10 protein-coding genes and 1 tRNA gene are annotated in these 20,496 nt (G+C 62.5%); 4 read left to right on the top strand and 7 right to left on the bottom strand.

The features are described from left to right. Positions 1–9: 9 nt before the first annotated feature. The 3 genes from N5A92_RS15155 to N5A92_RS15145 form a co-directional block, all read right to left on the bottom strand. Complete coding sequence (locus N5A92_RS15155; protein ID WP_260904236.1) at positions 10–219, bottom strand: Trm112 family protein; 210 nt, start codon at positions 217–219, stop codon at positions 10–12. Positions 220–340: 121 nt separating this feature from the next. Beyond that, positions 341–1,333 carry a thioredoxin gene (gene trxA, locus N5A92_RS15150; protein WP_260904231.1) on the bottom strand — a complete coding sequence of 331 codons (993 nt, stop codon included), beginning with the start codon at positions 1,331–1,333 and terminating at the stop codon, positions 341–343. 90 nt (positions 1,334–1,423) lie between these two features. Next, complete coding sequence (locus N5A92_RS15145; protein ID WP_260904228.1) at positions 1,424–1,921, bottom strand: prolyl-tRNA synthetase associated domain-containing protein; 498 nt, start codon at positions 1,919–1,921, stop codon at positions 1,424–1,426. Between the two features lie 206 nt (positions 1,922–2,127). On the opposite strand from N5A92_RS15145, the gene N5A92_RS15140 reads away from it, so the two are divergent. The 4 genes from N5A92_RS15140 (at position 2,128) to N5A92_RS15120 (ending at position 12,752) form a co-directional block, all read left to right on the top strand. Next, a tRNA-Gly gene (locus N5A92_RS15140) sits at positions 2,128–2,202 on the top strand. A gap of 358 nt (positions 2,203–2,560) precedes the next feature. After that, positions 2,561–3,745, top strand: coding sequence for a Fic family protein (locus tag N5A92_RS15135; protein WP_260904227.1), 1,185 nt, complete (start codon positions 2,561–2,563; stop codon positions 3,743–3,745). 473 nt (positions 3,746–4,218) lie between these two features. Then, positions 4,219–6,438 (top strand): hypothetical protein, encoded by a 2,220-nt coding sequence (locus N5A92_RS15125; RefSeq protein ID WP_260904225.1) that lies wholly within the window; start codon positions 4,219–4,221, stop codon positions 6,436–6,438. Then, entirely contained in the window at positions 6,435–12,752 is a 6,318-nt protein-coding gene (locus N5A92_RS15120) for an AAA domain-containing protein (protein ID WP_260904224.1), read from the top strand. Before N5A92_RS15125 ends, N5A92_RS15120 begins: the two co-directional genes overlap by 4 nt. On the opposite strand, the gene N5A92_RS15115 is transcribed toward N5A92_RS15120, so the two are convergent. The 4 genes from N5A92_RS15115 to N5A92_RS15100 are packed head-to-tail and all read right to left on the bottom strand — an operon-like array spanning position 12,739 to position 20,061. Beyond that, a complete protein-coding gene (locus N5A92_RS15115) occupies positions 12,739–13,437 on the bottom strand; it encodes a hypothetical protein (protein WP_260904223.1) in 699 nt (232 codons plus the stop codon). The two genes, N5A92_RS15120 and N5A92_RS15115, sit on opposite strands and share 14 nt — an antisense overlap. Next, positions 13,434–16,721, bottom strand: coding sequence for a hypothetical protein (locus N5A92_RS15110; RefSeq protein WP_260904222.1), 3,288 nt, complete (start codon positions 16,719–16,721; stop codon positions 13,434–13,436). Before N5A92_RS15110 ends, N5A92_RS15115 begins: the two co-directional genes overlap by 4 nt. Next, positions 16,718–17,596, bottom strand: a complete 879-nt coding sequence (locus N5A92_RS15105; protein WP_260904220.1) for a hypothetical protein — start codon at positions 17,594–17,596, stop codon at positions 16,718–16,720. The genes N5A92_RS15110 and N5A92_RS15105 overlap by 4 nt, the downstream gene beginning before the upstream one ends. Further along, the gene (locus tag N5A92_RS15100; protein ID WP_260904219.1) at positions 17,593–20,061 is read right to left on the bottom strand and encodes a DEAD/DEAH box helicase; all 2,469 of its coding nucleotides are present in this window, start codon (positions 20,059–20,061) and stop codon (positions 17,593–17,595) included. The genes N5A92_RS15105 and N5A92_RS15100 overlap by 4 nt, the downstream gene beginning before the upstream one ends. Positions 20,062–20,496 lie beyond the last annotated feature (435 nt).

Below are 20,496 nucleotides of genomic sequence, written 5' to 3'. Positions count from 1 at the left end.
GACGCTGCCTCAGGGACGGTCGGAACCCAACGGCCGTGCTTCTGACGGCAGCATGACGGGCACGCCGTCGCGCACTGGATAAGCAAGCTGGGCCGCTGCAGAAATCAGTTCGTTCCCCACCGGGTCCCATTTCAGCGGTCCTTTGGTGAGGGGGCAGACCAGAAGCTCCAGGAGCTTCGGCTCGATCAAAGCCTGTTCGCTCCGTCCTCCGTCAGTCATGCCGGTCAGGTCTCCGCATGTTCATAGAATGCACCTTCCGCCTAACCATAGCATGACGGCGGGACGAGCAAGAGGCTGATAGACATTGCGCCATTGGCCAAATGGAGCGGCGAAATGGCACTCAGGAAAACAACAGCGAGGAGAGCTTGCGCCGGGCCGAAAGGGTCGCCGGATCGCTCATGCCCCAGGCATCGAAGAGTTCCAGGAGCTTCGTCCGCGCCGCGTCGTCATTCCAACTCCGGTCGGCCCTGACGATGGCGAGCAGGTGCTCGGCCGCTTCCTCGCGCTTTCCCTCCGCATTGCGGATGAGCGCCAGGTCGAAGCGCGCCTGATGGTCGGCAGGGTCTGCATCGAGCCGCCTTTGCAGGGCAGCCGGATCGCCGAGCCCCGCCACCTGTTCGGCCAGCGCCATCTTGGCCCGCACCGCAGCCACGGAAGCGGCATCCTTCTTCGCGTCCGGCACCCGCTCGAGCACGGCCCGGGCCTCATCGGCCTGCCCCGCCTCGAACAGAAGGTCGGCAAGGGCCGCTAGCGCCTCCACATGCTCCGGCTCCTGCTGCAGGATCGCCGAATAGATCTGCACCGCCATCTGCTGGTCGCCGGCCTCACGCGCCTCCGCCGCCGCGGCCATCGCCTCTTCGACGCGGTTGCCACCGCCGGCCGAGAGCTTTTTCACGAAGTCGCGAATCTGGCTCTCAGGAACGGCACCCATGAAACCGTCGACAGGCTGGCCGTCCTTGAAGGCGATAACGGCGGGAATCGACTGGATGCCGAGCTGCCCGGGAATGGCTGGATGCTCATCGATGTTCAGTTTCACGAGCTTGACGCCCCCACCCGCCTCACGCACCACCTTCTCGAGCGCCGGCGTGAGCTGCTTGCAGGGGCCGCACCAGGGCGCCCAAAAATCCACCAGCACCGGCTGATGGCGTGATTCCTGGATCACGTCGGCGGCGAAGGAAGCCGTAGAGGTGTCCTTGATAAGCCCCGACGCCGCGGGCGCAGTCCCCATAAGACCGTCGCCGCTTTGCGGCTCGCCGCCGCCGGGCCCGCCGAAGCTGACATTCGCCGTCATCTGGCCGCCCGCGCCGCCGTAGGGATTATCATGGTTGCTCATCTCTGCCCCTTCGTATGCTTCACGCGCCTGCTCGTCCACGCGGCGCCGGAGCGCCGTCTCGCCGACAAGAACAGAAACGTGATGTGGCGATCATTGCGAAACTTTCAAGACGAGCGGCCGGTGCCCGGTCGCTTCGAGGAAACGCAAGAGGTCGGCCTTGCGGATCGAGGTCGTCGCCTCGTTGTGAAGCGGATGCGCATTGACGACCTCATGTTCCAGGAGCGCCTCGTCGAGCACCACGGTGACCTTCCGCTCGCTATCGTTGACCATGCCGAAGACGGTGACGGCGCCGGGGGTGACCCCGAGCAGCGCCATAAGCCTGTCCGGCTTGCCGAAGGACACGCGGCCGGACGCACCGATCACGTGGTGAATCGACTTGAGGTCCACCTGCGCATCCTCTTCGAGCGTCACCAGGAAATACTTATCCTTCTTATCCTTCAAGAACAGGTTTTTTGTGTGCCCGCCGGGAATTTCACCGCGCAAGCCCTGCGATTCCTCGACTGTGAAAAGTGGAGGATGGCGATGGGTCGTCACCTCGATGCCGAGCCCCGCGAGAAAATCCAACAGTTCTTCCGGTGATCTCGGCATGATCTCTCGCTTCGAATAGCTGGCGCCCATGCCGGTGTATGCGCTACCGCCACCCTTTTGCAAGCACGACTGCCAGCGGCAGCGAACCAACTGACGTTTGCTGAAGCACCAGTCCGCCGAGTGAATGTAAAAACGGCACGAATTCCCTGTTGCAATCGGCCGGCAGTTCAGCCATATAAGCGCCGCTTACGGCTTTCGCCGTGCGAGCGGGTGTAGCTCAGGGGTAGAGCACAACCTTGCCAAGGTTGGGGTCGAGGGTTCGAATCCCTTCGCCCGCTCCAGTTTTCTTCAAGAAAAACAGATTTTTAATAGACGCCCTACGGGGCGTTTTCTGCTTCCCCGGCCCCCTCCGCGTATGCGGGGAAGCAGGGGGGAAGCACGCGGATGAATTTGAGAATGTGTGCGGTGCAGCAAAAACAAGGCTTAGCGGCCGCTGTCTCAGCGTCGAAATGTATGCACTTGCCACCGACTTGGACGGGGAAGTTCGCGATCGGAGCGACACGTTCAGCTTCATACTGCTCACGCCTACGATCCCGCCTCGCTGCTGTTTCGCTAATTAAGCGGGCTTACCATAGCATATTCGCTAATTAATCCAAGAGCGGCTTGCTTAAATAACGGTCCCTCGGCCATAATGCCGAGATGGCTAATGTCGTTGCTACCGATTCGCGGCTCGGCCGCTTCGTCGAAACCCCGATTGGAGGTGACGTCGTGCGCGCCTTCGTGCCACCTCCGCTCCCGCCGCGGCCGCCGATCGACATTCTGTCCCTCTTGCCGCACCTCAGCCTCGCAGAGCGGGCGCTAGGCCGCCTCGACGGCATCACGATGCTCCTGCCGCGCCAGGAACTCTTCCTTTATATGTACGTACGCAAGGAGGCTGTGCTTTCCTCCCAGATCGAGGGCACGCAGTCGACCCTGACAGACCTCTTGCGGTTCGAGACGGAAGCGCAAGCAGGTCAGCCGATCGACGACATCCGCGAGGTTTCGAATTATGTCGACGCGATGATGTACGGATTGGAACGGCTGACGGAGCTGCCGCTTTCGCTTCGACTCATCCGCGAAATGCATGCCCGACTGCTTGAAAACGGCCGTGGGGAGACGAAAAGCCCCGGCGAGTTCCGCCGTTCCCAGAACTGGATCGGTGGCACCCGACCCGGGAACGCACTCTTTGTGCCGCCGCCGGTGACTGAACTCGATGCCTGCCTCGGCGCGTTCGAAAACTTTATGCACGAAGACCAGTCGCGCTTGCCGGCGCTCATCAAGGCTGGACTGCTCCATGTGCAGTTCGAGACGATCCACCCGTTTCTCGACGGCAATGGCCGCATCGGGCGCCTGCTGGTGACGCTCTATCTGTGCGTCCACGGCGTCCTGCGAAGACCGTTGCTTTACCTCAGCCTTTATCTGAAGACCCACCGGGCGGATTACTACCGCCTCCTGCAGGAGGTGCGTGAACGGGGTGCCTGGGAGCCTTGGCTCGAATTCTTTCTCGATGGTGTCGCGGAAACAGCGAACCAGGCCTTCGATGCCGCGGCACGCATTGCAGACTTGTTTAAAGGGGATCGCGAGAAGATTACTGCGGAGAGCGACCGCGCCGGTTCGGCGCTGCGCGTCCATGAGCTTCTTCAGCGGCATCCGTTCATGACTGCCGGACAACTCGTCGAGCGGACAGGACTCTCAATGCCAACCGTCAACGCCGCCCTCGCTGATCTAGAGCGACTTGGTATCGTCGAAGAGGTAACCGGCCGCAGGCGTGGGCGCGTGTTCGGCTACCGCGGCTATCTTGCCATTCTAGGTGAAGGTACGGATCCGCTTCCCGCAGAGACCTAGCCGCGCCGAACAAGCCTGATCGCTCGCGGAACCGAAGCCAACGTTCGCCGCGACCATCGCGTGGCGGCGGCTCCGCATTCGAGGCCAGCGATCTCTCAATCTACACGGATTGATTTGATAGGCCCCTATCGCCACTCGACGCGGCCTCTGCGCCCGTCACAAAAGGCGGGCTCGCGGGCGCAGCCCGACGAGAGGGCGGGCAGCCCCTCGTCGACCAAATTCACGATGTTGCACACTCACACTTGCTATCTGGGTGAACATGGGCACGCTGCATGAATGGGGTTATGGTTGCGGTAGATGTCCCGCCTGCGACCTGCGCCTCAAGGGCTGGACCAGCTTCGTGGCAAGCCACGCGGCGCAACAAAAGGCCGGGAGTACCGGCGAGCGGGGGGATCGTGGCTTCAGGCCTGAGTGGCTCAACAATCAAATCTTGGTTTCAGTATCGCTGCGAGCGCAAGACGCGCTACGAGATCATGGATCCGAGCGAACTTGCTGCGGTTCCCGTCGCTAAGGATCAGCGCGAACAGCCCTGGGCGACACTCGGGGTCGAATATGAGCAGCGCATAATCGCCCGCCTCGCTCGCGAAAACAGCGTGCTTCGTCCGGCCCATGGTGACGATGGTCTGCTCGAGCGCCATGCGATCGCTTTTCTCAAGGGTCAGGGCTCGGCCGATTATGCCGCGCAAGTCAATCTCCGTCCCCGCGTCCAACCCGAATTCATGCACGGCGCCGACATCAATTTGCGCCGGAGCTTCGCCGATCTTATCCGGCGTGAAGTCCGTTCGACGGGATTGCATTTCACGGTCATCGACATCAAAGCGACGCGAGCAGCGCGCGCCTTCCACAAGACACAGGTCGCCTTCTACGTGTTGCTGCTGCGCTCGATGCTAGCCGAACTCGGCGTAGTCGGTATGGTCGAGGCGATGGGGGAGATCTGGCGAATTCCCGACGATGGCGACGCCGAGGGCGACGCTTGCGCGGTCGAGGCCTTCGCGCTCAAGCCCTATCTTCGCCTGGTAGAGGATTTCTGCCGCACGACGCTTCCCGCGATCGCCGGCAAGACCGTGGCATCGGGCCGCGACGACACCTTCTTCCATGTTTATTTCAAGTGCGAGCAATGTGCCTATCTTCCACATTGTTTCGATGCCGTAGGCCCGGCCCGGCCGGCCCGATTGCGCGACGTCTCGGCGGTCGCGGGCCTCAGCCATGAGGCAAAGCGCACGCTGCTCTCGATAGGCGCCGGTACTGTCGCAGGGCTCGCTCAACTCGGGTCGGGCGTTGGTCGCATCGATGGCGCCGGCTGGTCGCTGTCACGCCGCGCCGATCAACTCGTGAGCCGCGCGCGGGCGTTGCGCGACGACAGCGTGCAGCCGGGGCCAGAGCCGCATAGCTTCCTGATGCCGCCGCGCGCCGACGCAGCTATCTATCTCGTTGCCGACAGCGACCCGGTCGATGACACGCTTGTAACGCTCGGCTACCGTTATGTCGACGCGAGTGGGGTGCGCGAGCATATTGAGATATTGCCGAGCTCCGACCGGCGCGAAGAAGCCAATGCTCTGGTATCGGTTTTTGGCCGGCTTGTGCGCGACCTAGAAGCGATCGACGCGCACAATGAAGCTATCGGCGATCCCGGCGATCCCGCCAGCCTCTATGCCCATATATTCCTCTATGAGGCGACCGAGGCGCTGGCGCTACAAGATGCTGTGAAGCGCCATCTCGAGGATCCGCGTGTGCGCACAGGCCTGCTCCACATGGTACGCCTGTTCCCGCCCGAGGAGGTCGTGCCCGAACCCGAGTTTCGCGGCATGCAACATTTGCCGGCGACCGCCTTGCGCAGCGTCGTCGAGCAATTGCTTTCGCTACCGGTCACCGTGTCCTATGATCTGCGCCAGGTCTCAGCGGCGCTCCGTCGTGCGGGGCTCGTCGCACATAGCTACGCTCCGACGACCGCTTTCGAGCGCCCTTTCTCATCTCTGCTCGCGCTCGATGTCAGCCGGAATTTGCGCGAAGGGCGGAGCACCGGGCCCGATGCCGACGCTATTCGCGCGGATGTGAGCGCGCGGCTCGACGCGACCCAAGCGATCGCCGAGTGGCTGCGTGCCGAGCACCAGCGCCGCATTACCGCCGGCGAGCCTCCCATGCTACGCCTCAACAAGCAGCCCTTCCGTTTGCAGGCGAGTTTCAATCCGCTTGATGCCGGAGACCTCGACCTGCTGCGCGCGTTCGAATTGCTCGAGAATCGCGCCGGCCTCCTTGACACCATGATCCAACTCGCCCGCCCGTCGCGCGTGCGCCGCGACGCCGGGCGCGCGATCGGCCCGATGCGACTAATCAATGTGAGCGAGAAGGGCCGTTACGCTTATCTGCTTTTTTCGATCCCGCGCGAAGCCGAAGATGCAGACCTCTCCTCCGGCGCCTTCGGCCTCATCCTCAGCGACGGCGAACCGGACCTCGTGCTCGAGCCCAGGCTCTGGTCGAGCTTGCGATGCGATCTCACGGATCCGTGGAACGGGGACCCGCCCAATTTCCTGCGGCTGCGCATGTTCCGGCCCATTTTCAACGGCCAGGTTTTTCAGGAGGTCAAACGGCGCGCCGGCCAGGACGGTTGGTGGCTCGATCAGAGTTTTGTCGATTTCAATTCGTCGAAGGCCGACGCCTTCCTCACCTTCCTTGGCGGGCAGGTGCAGCCATGACGACGCGCGACGATATTTTGCACTTCCTGCGCGATCCCTCGGCCTTTTCCGCGACCGCCGCCGACCGCGACCTCTGGGTCGAGGGCCTCGACACCTTCGCCAACCCCTCGATCGCTCGGACAGGAGACCGCAGTTTGCGCCTCGCGCAAGAGGCGGCCTGGCGCGGCCTTGCTGACCACCGTGTCGGGCTGGTCTTGGGGCCGCCCGGCACCGGCAAGACCCATCTCCTATCCTGGCTCATCACCGGCTTTGGTGCTTTACGCACGGCGCGTCAGCGTCCCGCACGCACTCTGGTCACGGCCTTCACCAAAAGTGCCGTGGGCAATGTCCTCGATGCGGTAGCCAGGCGCCAGGCGCTCCACGACCCATCGGCGCCCGACCCGATCTTCTATGGCGCGCCGCCGAGCGGCGGCGTGGCCGCCGGCGTGCAACTTCTCGGGCGTGGCGAAGAGGCGGACGTCGCCCAGGAAATCGCGAGCGGCCGGACCGCCATCGGCGCGACCATCTGGTCGCTCTACCGCTTGATCGCGTCGGGCGTGCTCCCCGCGGTCGACGGCCCTACCGCGCCTTTGTTCGACCTCGTCTGCATTGACGAGGCGTCGCAGATGGTGCTGGGCCAAGGGCTGATGGCGCTCGCCGGAATGGCGCCCGCTTGCCGTATCGTCGTTTCAGGGGACGACCAGCAACTCCCGCCGGTCCGCGCGATGCGCTCGACGCGTATCGACGATCGCGAGATGGGCGGATCGCTCTATGCCTTCCTGAAATCCGCTCAGGCCGCCGAATTCCCGCTCGAGGAGACTTTCCGGCTCAACGCGCCGCTCGCGAAGTTTCCCGAGCGCAAGTTCTATCCCGGCCGCTATGTGTCGGCAGCACCCGACGCTCGGCTCGCGTTGCACACCCACTGGCGTGATGGGCTCGACCTCGTTTCTCGTATTGCGCTCGATCCCGCCCTGCCGATCGTCGTGCTGGTCCATGATGGCCCCGCCGCCGCCACCTCCAACCCGTTCGAGGCAAATCTCGCCGCCAAACTCACCGTAGAATTGGCCGAACGCGTCGAAACTCCCAACGGCCCGGTGCCCCCGGTGGAATTCTGGTCCGAGATCGCTGCGGTGGTGAGCCCCCACCGCGCGCAGAACGCGGCCATTCGCGGGCTCATGCCGGCGGCTCTCAAACCTGATGCGTTCATCGAGACTGTCGACCGCATCCAAGGCAACGAACGCGACGCCGTCATATTGTCCTATTGCGTCGCCGATCCCGAATTCGCGCTCGCCGAAGCCGAGTTCATCTTCTCGCCCGAGCGGCTGAACGTCGCCTCGACCCGTGCGCGCACCAAACTTGTGCTGATCATCAGCCGCCGTCTGCTCGAAGCCGCGCCGGGTGAGCAGGAGACGATGGACAAGGCTGAGTTACTGCGCGAATTCGTCTACTCCTGCGATCTGGTCGCCGAGACCGTTCTTGATGGTCCGGCGGGCCGCCGCATCCGGACTCAGGTCCGCGCGCGAGGCTTCGACGGCGACATCCTCGCGCTTGACCTGACTCCCGACACAGAGACCGAGCAGGCGCTCCCCGAAATGACGCCGGCGCTAGAAGGACTGCTCTCGGCCATTCGCCGCGTCGCGGCCAGCAACGCCTATGGCACCGCGACGCTCAGCCAAGTCCGCAAGGCAATGGCGCTTGCCGCCGAGCCCTTCGCCGACGCCCGAGTCCTGCATCTCCTCGGCTGGATCTCGCTTGTCGAGCGCGAGAGCCGCTTCGGACTCTTTTGGCAGGCAAAGCCATTCGAAGTGCCGCGGCGGGTTTATGCGACGGACATCGACACAGTGCGCGCGCGGATCGCGACAGTCATCCGCGAAGCCCGTTCGGGCAAATATTGCTTCTACGACCAAGCGCGCGACCGCTTCGCCTGGATGTCCGAGCGTGGCGAGGATGTCCTGCTCTCCGTCGTCCAGGCGCTTCAGGCCGAAGGGCTTCTGACCTTGGGAGCAGCCGGCGGCGCCATGACGATCGCCATGACCATCACAGCGGCCGAGGTCGAGGAGAGCATTGCTGACGAGCCGTTGCCGCCCTTGGCCGACGAGGATTATCGGCTGCTCAACCGACTCGAGGATATCGAGGCCGCGCGCATCAACTTCGGCATATTCGATTCCTGGACCTCGACGATAACGCTCGCGCGCGATGCGCAGCGTTCCCCCGAGGATACACTCGGTGCCCTCTCGCGCCTCGAGACCAATGGCCATGTGATGTTGGCTGAGGATGCCCGGGTGAGGAGCCGCATTGCTGAGATCGCCCGCGAATTGCGCCATGTCAAGCAGCGCTTCAAGATCGATGATGCCGCCGATCGGCCATATCTGGTACGCAACCTCAAGGTCGAGTTGCGCGACCGCAACAAGCCGGTCCGGAACCGGCCGCTGCGCCCGGTGTTCGACGAGGCCATAGCGGCTTCGACGCCGTCTCAGGCGAAAGCGCTCGAAGGCCTCTATCGCGCCCTCGCTGGGCAGTGGGGCGAGGGCGCGGCGCTTGCCGACTTTCAGCGCAAGGGCTTGCTCGAGGGGCTTGAGGCATGGCGCGGGGAGGGTAGTCCCAGCCTCGCGATCTCAGCCGACACCGGATCCGGCAAGACCGAAGCCGCGGTGCTGCCGCTCATTGCAGGGGCGCTGGGCGACGCGCTCGAAGGTATTGCCGGCGTCCGCGCGATCCTCGCCTATCCGCGTATTCGCCTGGCTGCCAATCAGGCCCAGCGACTCGCCGGCTATCTCGCCGCCTCGGCCAGCATCCCCAACCTGCCGCTCCTGACCCTAGGTCTTCAGGTCTCGGATGTCCCTGACAGCTTCGAGGAGATGCACGAGCGCTATCGCGAAGCCTGGCGCCCGGCCGGATCAAATAGCTTCGAATTTCCCTTCTTCGCCTGTCCCACCTGCGGTCGCGGTCTTCATCTGCGCGTCGGCGATGGTCATCATGGCGTCGACGCGCTGGTCTGTACCACCGGCGACTGGCGCTATGACGGCTGGATTGGCTCAAAGGCGCTACTACGCACGCGTCCGCCTTCGCTGTTCCTTCCGACGACCGACAGCCTCCATCAATGGCTGCACGATCCGCGCTATGGCGCGCTGTTCGGCGACGATCCACGTTTCTCGCCGCCGCGCGCGATGCTCGCTGACGAAATCCATCTCTACACCCATATTCACGGCGCACAGGTCGGCATGGCCCTCCGCCGGCTTGCCGGCCGCGCCGAGACGAGCGGACGCGACACTCGGCCGATGGTCGCGATCGGCATGAGCGCGACGATTTCGGACCCGGCAGAGGCCTGGGGGCGGCTTATCGGCCGTGACACGGTTCGCACCATCCGACCCGAGGCGGCGGAGCTTGACCCGAATCCGCGTGGTCGCGAGGTCTTCTACTTCATCCAGCCCGAAGTGGAGTCTCGCGGCGCCGACATCGCCGGCGCATCGACCACCATCCAGAGCCTCATGTGCATCGGCCATGGTATGCGGCGTCGGACCGGGACCGAAGGTGGTTACCGCGGCCTTGTCTTCTTCGATTCAATTGACAAGATGCGGCGGCTGCACGGTGCCTACGTCGATGCCGAGGAAGGCAAGGAACTCGCGTCCCTGCGCATCTCCGATTATGGTGACGATGCGAATGGGCAACCGCAGACCCAATGCTGCAGGGAGCCAATCGGCTGCGACCGCTTCGCTGACGGAGAATGCTGGTGGTTCGCTGCCAATGATCAGCGCCAGTGCGGTGCGGACGGGCGGCGTGTGCCGGCCACGCCGCTTAGGGTCGCGCACACGCCAATCTATTCGGGGACCAGCAGCGATGCCGAAGCGGTAGTTAAAGGTTCTGACATTGTCTTTGCGACCTCCTCGCTCGAGGTTGGCTATGACGATCCCGACATCACCTTCGTCTACCAGCACTATGCGCCGCAGAATTTGGCGAGCTTCATCCAGCGCAAGGGTCGGGGCGGACGCGGGGTTGACGATCGGCCGACCACGGCCGTTACGCTTTCCATCTATTCTCCGCGCGACAGCTGGTACTTTCGTCGGCCGGCGGAGATGATCTCGCCGGCGGGTTTTCGCATTCCGCTCAACCCCGACAATTATTTCGTTCGTCGCGGCCAAGCGCTCACCACTCTGCTCGACGGCCTTGCACGTAGCGTCGCGCGCGGCGGACATCTCAACCCCGGCACCGCACCGACACGCGAGATGCTGGACGGGGCCGGCGCGCTGGTAGAAGCTGTGCTTGGGCGCGGCATTTGGGCCGAGTTCGGCGTCGGCGATGCTCAAAGCTTCTGGGCGGCGGCGATAGCCGCACAACCGACCTTGAGCGCCCGCTATCTAAATGAACTCCGCCGCGGGCTGCGTTGGGCGCCGGACCTCCTTTTCGACACTATCAACCTGCCGGCACTGACGGTCGAAGGCCCAAATGTGGTGGGCGGTAGGGGCGAGGATATCGGGTTGGCGCTTGCCGCCATCGCGCCCGGGAACGCCACCCGCCGCTACAATTCGTCGATCGTTCATTGGTGCCCGCCGGTTCATGGCCGCGCGCCTTGGCTGACGACTGCCGATTATGGCCAGGCTGAACGCCAGCCACTTCGATCCGACAGCGAAGCACTGCTCGCCGAACTGCCGGTTGATGTCCGGGACACACTCGCCGGCCTGCACAGCGACTTGTGCCGGCCGATTGTCGCCACTCTCGAGCGGATGGGCTGGATGGCCGGCGCGCATTGGGCCGCGGAGGTTGGCTGCGCATCGGACCGAAATTCCTCAATCGTCCCGCTCGACCCGCACAGTATTCCACTGCGCCACGACAGTAGCGCTAGTCTGCGCGGCTTCCTGCTGGTTACAGCCGAACCTACGCGCGGTCGAGAGATTGCCGGGGCCTCCGTGCCCGGCATAGCCGGCGTCAGTGCGTTCACTGGTGACGACATTGCCGGAGCGGACTCAGGGCTCAATGTCGCGCGCGTCTTCTGGGGTGCCGACGCGGAGCTCCGTTTCGATCGCCGCGGCGTCGACCCGCTCAGCCTCTCGCAGATTTTCATCGATCCCGAAACCGAACGCCCACTGCTGCATGGCTATCAGGTTACCACCGAGGGGTTACGCTTCACCATCGACCGTCAAACACTTGAGCGCTGCGTCGACCAAACTATCACCGAATTTGCCGAAGGCGAGGGTCGGCTACCTTGGCACGAGGCGCAGTTCCTTCGCTACCTCATTGAAAGCCGCAGTCGTGCGATCGGAATCGCCGGCCATGACGCCCGGCTCGGTGCGGACATCATCGCCGCGGCCGCCGCACACACAACCTTCGCGCCGCTACTGCGGAGGCTTGCCCGGTTCTGGTCGCCGGCCGCGCTCAAGACATTGTTCCAGACTGTGCGGGAGCAACTGCTGAGCCAACACCCATTGATGACTGCTGCAAGAGTAGAGCGTGCTGCCGACATGCTCGGCGTCGACGCCTTTCACGCTATTTTTAGCGAAGCGGTCAGGGAAGTGCGCGACCCCGAAGCCCTGCGCGCCTATTTCATATCGGTGATCCTTCACAGCCTTACTCTGCGGCTAAAGTTTCTGGTGACGCAGGTCGGTCAGGGCGACGAACGGCAGTTGCTCGCCCATGTCAAACTACCGTTGCAGTTCGGCGCCGATGCCGAAAGCAGTATTACCATCTGCGAGGCTGGCGCTCACGGCGATGGCACGGTGCGTGGTGTCGTCGACAACTGGCACTCACTCGATGCGCTGATAGGCGCGGGCTATCTTGGCACCTGTCCCAATGCCGACGAAGACAGTCTGGTGCGCCGCTTCTGGTCGATGCCGGAGCGTCATGAAGCCTGGCGCCAAGCGGATCCCCGCGACGCCACCGCGCTCGCTGCCATCGCCGCTGAACTTGCGCCGGAAGCCGAGAGCCTTCCGCCCGTGGTGGTTCGCGTCCTTTTTGCACAGGAGGCCATCGAAGCCGAGCCGTTCGCGCTCTATGATATCGCTGCAGAGATTGAGGATGTTCGCGTACGCGCTTTCGGCGACACGGATCAGCCGGTGCTTGGATGGGAACTCGCGGCGGCAGCGGTTCATGCCGCTGGGGCGGGCACCGCGCCGGTGCTGCGGCGTCTCTTCGATGCCTATGACGCTCTGGATCCCAACGCTGAAGGTTCGCTGACGCCTGCGGCTCGGCTTGCCGAGCAGGTTTTTCGCTTGGCGGCGCCGCTTTGCGCCGATGGGTGCAGGAGTTGCGTGCACCAACCGAGCGACCTTATGAGCGACAGCCTTGCCGAGGCAAGCGTCAGCCGTTCGCTGTTGCAGCGCTTTCTTGCTAGCGTATCGTGATCCCGAGACGGTCGAGAACGTCATGGTCGGTCAGCCATTCGCGGACCTTTGGCGTCACCATCGCGAGCGTGGCGCGCTTGTCGGCGAGCGCGTTGATGAAATCACCTACCTCATCCTCGCCAATTACCCTCGCCCGCTCGGCATGCAGCAGGTCATAGTCGCCAAGCACCGCCGTGATCTCCGCGTGAAGTTGCGGTGCCGAACTGGCGTTCGACACAGACATGCCCTGGTTACCGCAAGCGATCAGCCGGCTCCCGAGATCGTTGGACACATTCATCGAGGTTAGCAACTCGCCCAAACCAATGAGGGGCTGGAACCGCTCATTTCCAAACGTTCGTAAATTCTCGCGAATCGAACGTTCAAGCGTGGCGACCGCTTGCTTGAGATCGTTGGAATATTCGAACACTGCCTCGCGCAGCGCCTCAGCGTCTTCCGCTTTCTCCAGCGCCTTGCCGACCATCTGTGCACAATCGATCATCTCGTCGAGCGTCTCAGACTGATGCGGCTGTTTGCCGAAGTCGATGAGTTCTGCCGTCTTAATTAAGGCGGTCATCCGCTGCATTTGGTGGCTGGCATTGCTTAATTCCTGGATCGCCTTCCCAAGCCGCTCGCCAAGTGTGCGACGTGAAACCGCATCGGGAAGCTGCTCAAGCAGCGCCTCGGCTTCGATAAGCGCGTCGCTCATGCGGCCCCCCCGGGTGCCGAGGGTTTGGCGACAGCCAACTGCAAGGCTCGGCCGACTTGCTTTACATCGTCGAGCGAGCCACTGCCGCCCGCCTCCCGCACGCAGTCGCGGGCGTGGTTACGCAACTCTTCGACGGCGCGCTCTCCGGTCTGGGCGACAGTCAGTATGTCCTCAAGATCGCGCGCCGGTTGGCGTGCAAGCCACACCAAACGCTTCAGCAAATTTGCCGGGAGCTCCTCTTCCTCAAGCGCAACGATGAGATCCTCGACTCGCGCTCCCGCACCATCCTCGAGCTTCAGCTTCAACCGCGCCTGCGCTTGTTTCCAGGCCTGCACCTTGTCGGTCGCGGCGTTCGGAAGTTGTTCGGCGATTCCCGATATGCAGTGGTCGAGCCGTGCGAGATGCGTTGCGACATCCTTGCCGCGTAAGAGGCCGGAGAGACTTTCGCTGCGTCCCTTGATCTGGTTGAACTCGGTGCGCTCGATCTGAAGGCGCTTCTCGGTCCAATATTGCGCGAGTTCGCATGCCTTGACGTATAGGTCCGGGAGCCCGCCACTTTCGCTGGGAACGGGATCGAACTTGCCGCTTCCGCTGAACCGCATAATCGCGCCGGCGATCTCGCTCGCGTCGACAAGCGCCGCACCACCAGTTCCGACGCTGCTGTCGGCCAAGTGAAGGCTGACCATCGCACGCAGTTCAACGCGCAGGCGCTCATGGAAGCCTTTGGTCGCGGTCAGCCATTCTTGCCATGGCACGCTCCGGGCGCTGAAGTCTGACTCCGACGAACCCTCATCGCTCAGCACCGCGCGCATTTGCTCAGGGATAGGTGCCTCGAAATGGGTGGCGCCGCGCAGATAGGCGCGCGCAAGCAGGACCTGGGTAAAGGACACGGCGGGCGACCAGCGCTGGCCGTCGGCAAGCCGGGGGATCTTCCCATCGAGAAAAGCCGCAACGCTCTTCTCTAGCCGCCTCATCATCGTCGCGAGGGTACGCCGGTTATATTCAACATCGTCCAGCTTCATGCTGGTGTCTTGTCTGAGCGAGACGAACGCCTCGAGGCCGGTGCGAACCCAAGCCTCAGCAGGAAGGATGAAATAGGCGAGTGAACGCGTTGTCGTGCCTTGGAGCTTCACCATCTCGCGCGTAACGAACTTTCTGAACAGCGGCGGCGTCACGCCAATGGCGCGCGGATCGATCTGCTCAGTGATTAAATAGAGGATCTCATTCCACCTATTGCCGTTCTCAATGTTGCCGCTGGCCGTCCAACTGCGGATCTGCTCACGCAGTTGGTCGAGTTCGCTCTTGGTTGGCATCAACCTTTTGGGCTTGGGCGCACTGACGATCGGCCGTGGGGCCCGCGCAGGGATGTCCGGCCGGACCGCGATAGCCGGTGTAACTGGCGTCTCCTCATCGGCCTCCGCTTCTACCGCGGGATCAATGATGGGTTGCGCGATGATGACCGGTGCCGCGATAGCTTGAGTATTGCCGCCCGCCGCGTTTCCGCCAATCCACGGCAACCCGAACGCCTCATAGACTGCGCGCCGTGTGCCCGCGAACGTCAGATCCCCGTTGACCGATTCGGTATCCGTCCGGTTGGGATTGGCCCAGTAGGTGAGCACGCGCCGCATGCGTGCACGCTCTGCCGGCGCCTCGATCTTATTGTCGATGATCTGCTCTAGCCGAGGCACTAGCGCAAGGTCGGAGCGCCGATCGGCGCGGAAGGCATCGGATTCGATGAAGCTTCCCGGATAGCTGCCGGCCGCCAGGCTGTCCGGTTGTAGCAAATGGGGATTTAGAATTGCCTGGAGGATGCCACGCGGCGTTTTCCACGTCTGGCCATTGTCGTTCTCTTTGAGCGCATCAAAGAATCGGTCGAAGGCGTGCTCAGTGAATGGGAAGAGACCGATACCCCCTTCGTCACCGAAAATCTCGAAGCAGCTTTCCTGACGCGGGCAAGTGTTGCACCGATTGGGCGGTTCGATCTCTCGCCCCTCCCGCACTTCGCCGAGCCAACCGTTGAGTGCGGCGGGTCCGGCGCGGACTGCAGCCAGATAGCGCACGGCAAATTGACGGCGCGTCCCAATTTCGCGCAGCGTTGCCACATCCTGCAGGCCATCCGTAGCGTGGCCGAGTTGCACCTCATGAGTAATGCGCTGGCGATAATTGCCTTGAAGCTTGTCGTAATAGGCCGGCGTTACGCCAACTACCGAGATCAACGGGCAAACCGGCTTCTCGCTCGCCTCGCCCCGCGCCGAGGCGTTGAACACCAGAACATCGATCAGGCTGTCGTCGAGGCCCTCCCAACTGGTAATGTCCTCGAGCAGCAACACCAGGCGCTGGCCGCGCTCGGCGAGCGCCTCGCGGACCTGCCGGAATAGAGTCTTCAGGCTCTGCGCCGATACGCCGAGCACATTCTGGATCGCGTCATTACGTCGTAGGTTCAGCGTCTTGATCAGCGACAGGCTATTAGGAAACTGGTCACGATGCTCTTCGGCAAGCTCATCGGGGAGCCACTGCTGGTCACGGAACGCTTGGATCGTGTCGGACTCACGCGCAAGCCGGCGCGCTAGATCTCGGCAACGCGGGATCGATGCGTCCCCAAGTATCGGCCGGCAGAGATCACCCAGTTCTTGAATGTCAAATAGGTCGAACGACGCTGTCGCAGAATTTCGTTCGCCGCCCGCGCCCTCCAGTAGATTGAGAATGCGTGACGGCGCATTCCAGCCGGTCCGGATTGCTGGGTGCGCGAGCAATTCAGCAGGTGCAAATTGCTTGCACCAGCCTTCGTCCGGAAGTGGCGTATCGAAGTGGCCAGGTTCAAGCGTATTGGCGAGAGTGCTCAGGAAAATGTTGGCGCGCCCTCGCAGAGTCGCTTTCTGGCGCTGGCCGAGATTGTCGAACAGTGGCGCGAACTCACTTGGCAGACGGTCGCGCAACTGCCGGATCGCGCCTTCAAGGCTACCGTCCGCACGCCGGAGCAGCAGTTTGATATCACCAGTATGGGGCCAGTTGACCGAAAGCCATCGGATTAGATGCGACTTGCCCGAACCGGGCTCGCCTTGCACGACGCAGAATGCGTGCTGTCGCGTCGGATCGCCTAGTGCCTCAAGGATCGCCTGCTCGTCCTGTCCCGAGAATTCGCCGGCGTCACGTCCGGCTACATCGAAGCCTTCAATTGGCGTGTGAGTGGCAAGGAAGATCGCGTCATTGCCCTCGAGCGCTTCGGTCACGAAAATGGCGCGCGCATCCTCCGCACGCCAACAGGCGGCAACTGGTGCGTTCATGCAGCCTCTCCGGGAAAAAGGATGACGGTTGTAAAAGTATCTATCGTATGGGCGCTGTCCTCACTCAATCGCACTCGCTCCGCGGCGTCGCCACTCGGCACCAATTGTAAGGTATGGTCATCATGAAGATCGCGTAGCGCCGCGCTCAAAAGCGGCGAGAGACGCCCGCTGGTGGACACATACCCGATGCGCTGACAAGCCTGTACGAACAGCCGGCCCTGATCAAGGTAGGGCATTCGTTGAGTAAGCAGTTCAAGGAATTCCTTGGCGGGCATCTTAGTAGCAGCCACAAAGCCCGAGCGTCCCAGTTCGCGCGCGATTCGCGCGGCGGGCGACGGGAAATTTGGTGCAGCACGATCATGGGGCAGGGTGATGCCGAGCCCCATAAACGTCAGCCAGCGACGCCACGCGACCGCTTTGGTAGTGTTCATTTCCTTGCCTACGAGGCCTTCATTGGCCTTATCGGCAAACTCGTCACGTCCGCTCTGATAGATCCATTCAAGGCCGCCCTGCCGGTCGCTTTCGGCAACAATCCAGGCGAAGCCTTCGAGGATGGTGGTGTCGGCATCGCCACTCTCCAGCGCCACGAGGCGGTCATGCACGAGATCGGCGAAGCCTATGAAATCTTGCGGCGCGTTGACAGAGAGTGTGACCTGATCGCGGCTACTCTCAACAAGGTTAAGGCTGAGGGCAGCATTGTGCGCGTCCGCCGCAAGGGTCGCCTTCGCTTTCACTTCATCGCCATCGCGCTCGAAGCCTGGATTGAGCAGACCATCATAGGTGGCCCGCTGCAACGTACCGCCCAAGGCCGACAGACCGGCGACCAACGACCAAACGCGTTCAGGCGTTCCCTGCGGACTGGAAAGCAGCGTCATCTGCCAGCATCCTCACCGCCCGCGAGCGCCAGTAACTGATCCTCAGCATAGGGAGCGTAGCGCGAAATCGTCTGATCGAGTCGGCGGCCGCGCAAGACGCGCTCGGGTCGCGCAACGACCAGCAGCGGCACGCTGCTGCTACTGCGACAATTTTCGATCCGATCGAGCATTGCCTGGGCTTGTAAAGCATCCGCCGGCATGAGTATTGCCGTCGTCACATTAGCCAATTGATTACCCCCTACCCATTCCCGCTCGTCGAGCACGAATCCCAATCGTGTCCCTGATTGTACCATAGACTCGGCGGTTTTGGGCGCCCATCCGTGTGGCACGACAATCTGATCTACACCAACCAGGGTCAGTGTTTTGATCAGACTGGGAAGACCGCGCCCGAAATCAGCATCCAGCGGCGTCACCAGCAGCACGTCTGCGGGAAGGCGGCCGCGTCGAGGCAAGGCGTCGGGCCAGAACTTTTCTAGCCCCGCCGCGACCAGATGAATGGGCGGGTTGACGCTGTTTTTGCGGCAGGCGGGGCAACGCCCGCAAGGTGGGGCGAAGGACCGCGGTTCGATGATCTCAAAAGCGGTGCGCGTAACGCATGCCCGGTCGGGATGGCGCATGACCGCGACGAAGGCGTCCAGGTCTGCCCGGGCTTCGGCAAGTTCGGCATCGCGAAAATCACTTATCCGCTGCCATACATCGTCGTCGACGCCGTTCAGAGCGCGGGGATCACGGACCTCGATATTCCACGAGAAGTCGGGCTGATCGCCTTCTGATGGGATAGACAGCACACGCAGTACACCGGCCCGCTGCATGAGTGTCAGCAAAGTCATGTTCCAACCGCGATTCCAGTCGCCTGCGGTCGGTCGCAACCCCTCGCGAAAAGCGTCGAGGTCGAGAGTCATCTGCATATATTCGGCGTCATAGCGCCGGTTGGATGCGGCCTTCAGCAATCCCGCCCAGCGCTCCTCGGCGAGCTCGCGCGTCAGCCATCCCGAGGTTGCTAAGCTGTAAGCCTGTTTCACGTCGCTGAGGGCAGGGCCTTCAACGAACAAGCAGGCAGCGAACCCTTGGCCATTGTCGCGGGAGGCACGGCCAATCTCCTGATACCAGCGCGCGGGACCTTCGGGCAGGCAAGCGTGGATCACAGAGCGGATATCGGCCTTGTCTATGCCCAATCCGAACGCTGAGGTGGCAACGACAATGTCGATCTGGTCCTTCGCCCAGTCCTCGACGATGCGACGGCGATCACGCGAACCGGTGTCGCCGGTGAACAGCGCTACACGCGCATAGTCGTGATCAGCATCCCTGAGGCGCGCGTAGAGCACACCGGCGTCGGCAATCTGCGTCGTATAAATGATCAATGGGCGTGGCGCGCGGTCTACGAGATAGTCGAGCGCAGCTCGGCGCTGGCTTTCCCATTCATAGTGCGCAATGACGACGTCATGCTCAAAGCGCGGTAGCTTAGCATCAACTTCGAGCCAGGCTCCATCAAGCTTCCAGCCGTATTCCAACAGCTTCCGTGCACTATCGGGTAGAGTTGCCGACAGAAGTACCGCGCGGATTTCAGGGTTAGCGATCCTTAGTCGTGCAAGCAGGGCAGGCAGCCGTTGGAAATCGGGACGAAAACTGCGCCCCCAACTCTCGATGATATGAGCTTCATCGACGAAGATATGGGTGAGGCGCGCGTCTAGTCCATATTCGACCGAATGCGGGGTGGCCGCCTCGACCAGATATTGCAGGATAGAAGGGTTAAGTGCTTTCTCCGGAGAGAGAAGCAAAATGGGCACCTGTCCACGCCGGAAGTCGTTGATGATTGCCTCTGTTTCGGCGGGCGGCGTATCTCCTGTCAGCGCTTTGCTGTGCTCGAGACCCGTCATTCCGGACAAGGTGCGTTCATGGTCCAATGCGAGTGCGATCGTCGGAGTTACAACGATCGCGCAGGCGCCCGAATGGATCTCGCGTTCGAAATTGGCGGCGATCTGAAACAGGAGACTTTTGCCTGATCCGGTTGGCATACTGACCAATAGGCCCGAGCCCGGGGGTTGAGTCAGCAGCGCCCGCGTCGCCGCCTTTTGCGTCGCCGTCCGATAGCGGGAATGATTGGTCAGCCGCAGCAGGACGCCATCGGGCGTCGCAGGCTCGTAGGCCTGCCGCGGAACCGCGTCAAACTTGAAGGCGGCGCCCAGACCAATGAGGTCATGTGCGTCTTCTTCGTCGATAATTCGCAGCGAACGTTCCGAATTGGTTTGCGCAAGACCAAAGCGCGAGAGTAGAGCGAACTCGTCGAGCGTGAGCGGTCTATCAAGATCGGATAGGTCGATCCTTCCACCTCTTAAGCGAATCAACGAGCGAACCAGCGCAAGGCGGTCCGCCGCTCTCGTGGCCGACGCCAATGCGCGGGTACATCGCGCGATCGAGCTTTCTACCCAGCCCGGTTCGTGCTGCAAGTCGCCGCCCTGATTCACTTGACCGTGTGCTCGTGCCAAAATCGAAGCGCCCCCTATCCCTCTGGCGGATTGAAACTGGCACGGCCGTCAAAGAAACATCAAGTGCAACAGTGGGCTTTCAGGCAGATAAGCAAGTGTCGCGTGGCACTAAAGTAGGGTCTTCCTCAATTTGTTTGGTAAGCAAGGTCACGGATAGGCAGCATCCTGGCTCGCAGGAACTCAGCGCCGGCTCTTCCCGTCGTGTAGTCCGTAGATCGCAAACTCGATCACACGCTGGTTGGGAAGCGAGTCCGGTCCGCTCGCGCCTCACCGAGCATGACGATGCGCTTGGGCGCGTACAACATGCGATACCGGGGGAAAGGCCGATCCACCACACTCGGTCACCATGCCCATGTCCGCCTCGGTCGATGCCTCCACTCGAAACTTCTGCCCTTTCGGCGTAGCATGAGACCG

The sequence above is a fragment of the Chelativorans salis genome (genome assembly GCF_025336525.1).
In the GTDB taxonomy this organism is placed as follows: domain Bacteria; phylum Pseudomonadota; class Alphaproteobacteria; order Rhizobiales; family Rhizobiaceae; genus Chelativorans; species Chelativorans salis.
The sequence above is the reverse complement of the archived record's forward strand: the minus strand, read 5'-3'. Positions and strand labels throughout refer to the sequence as shown.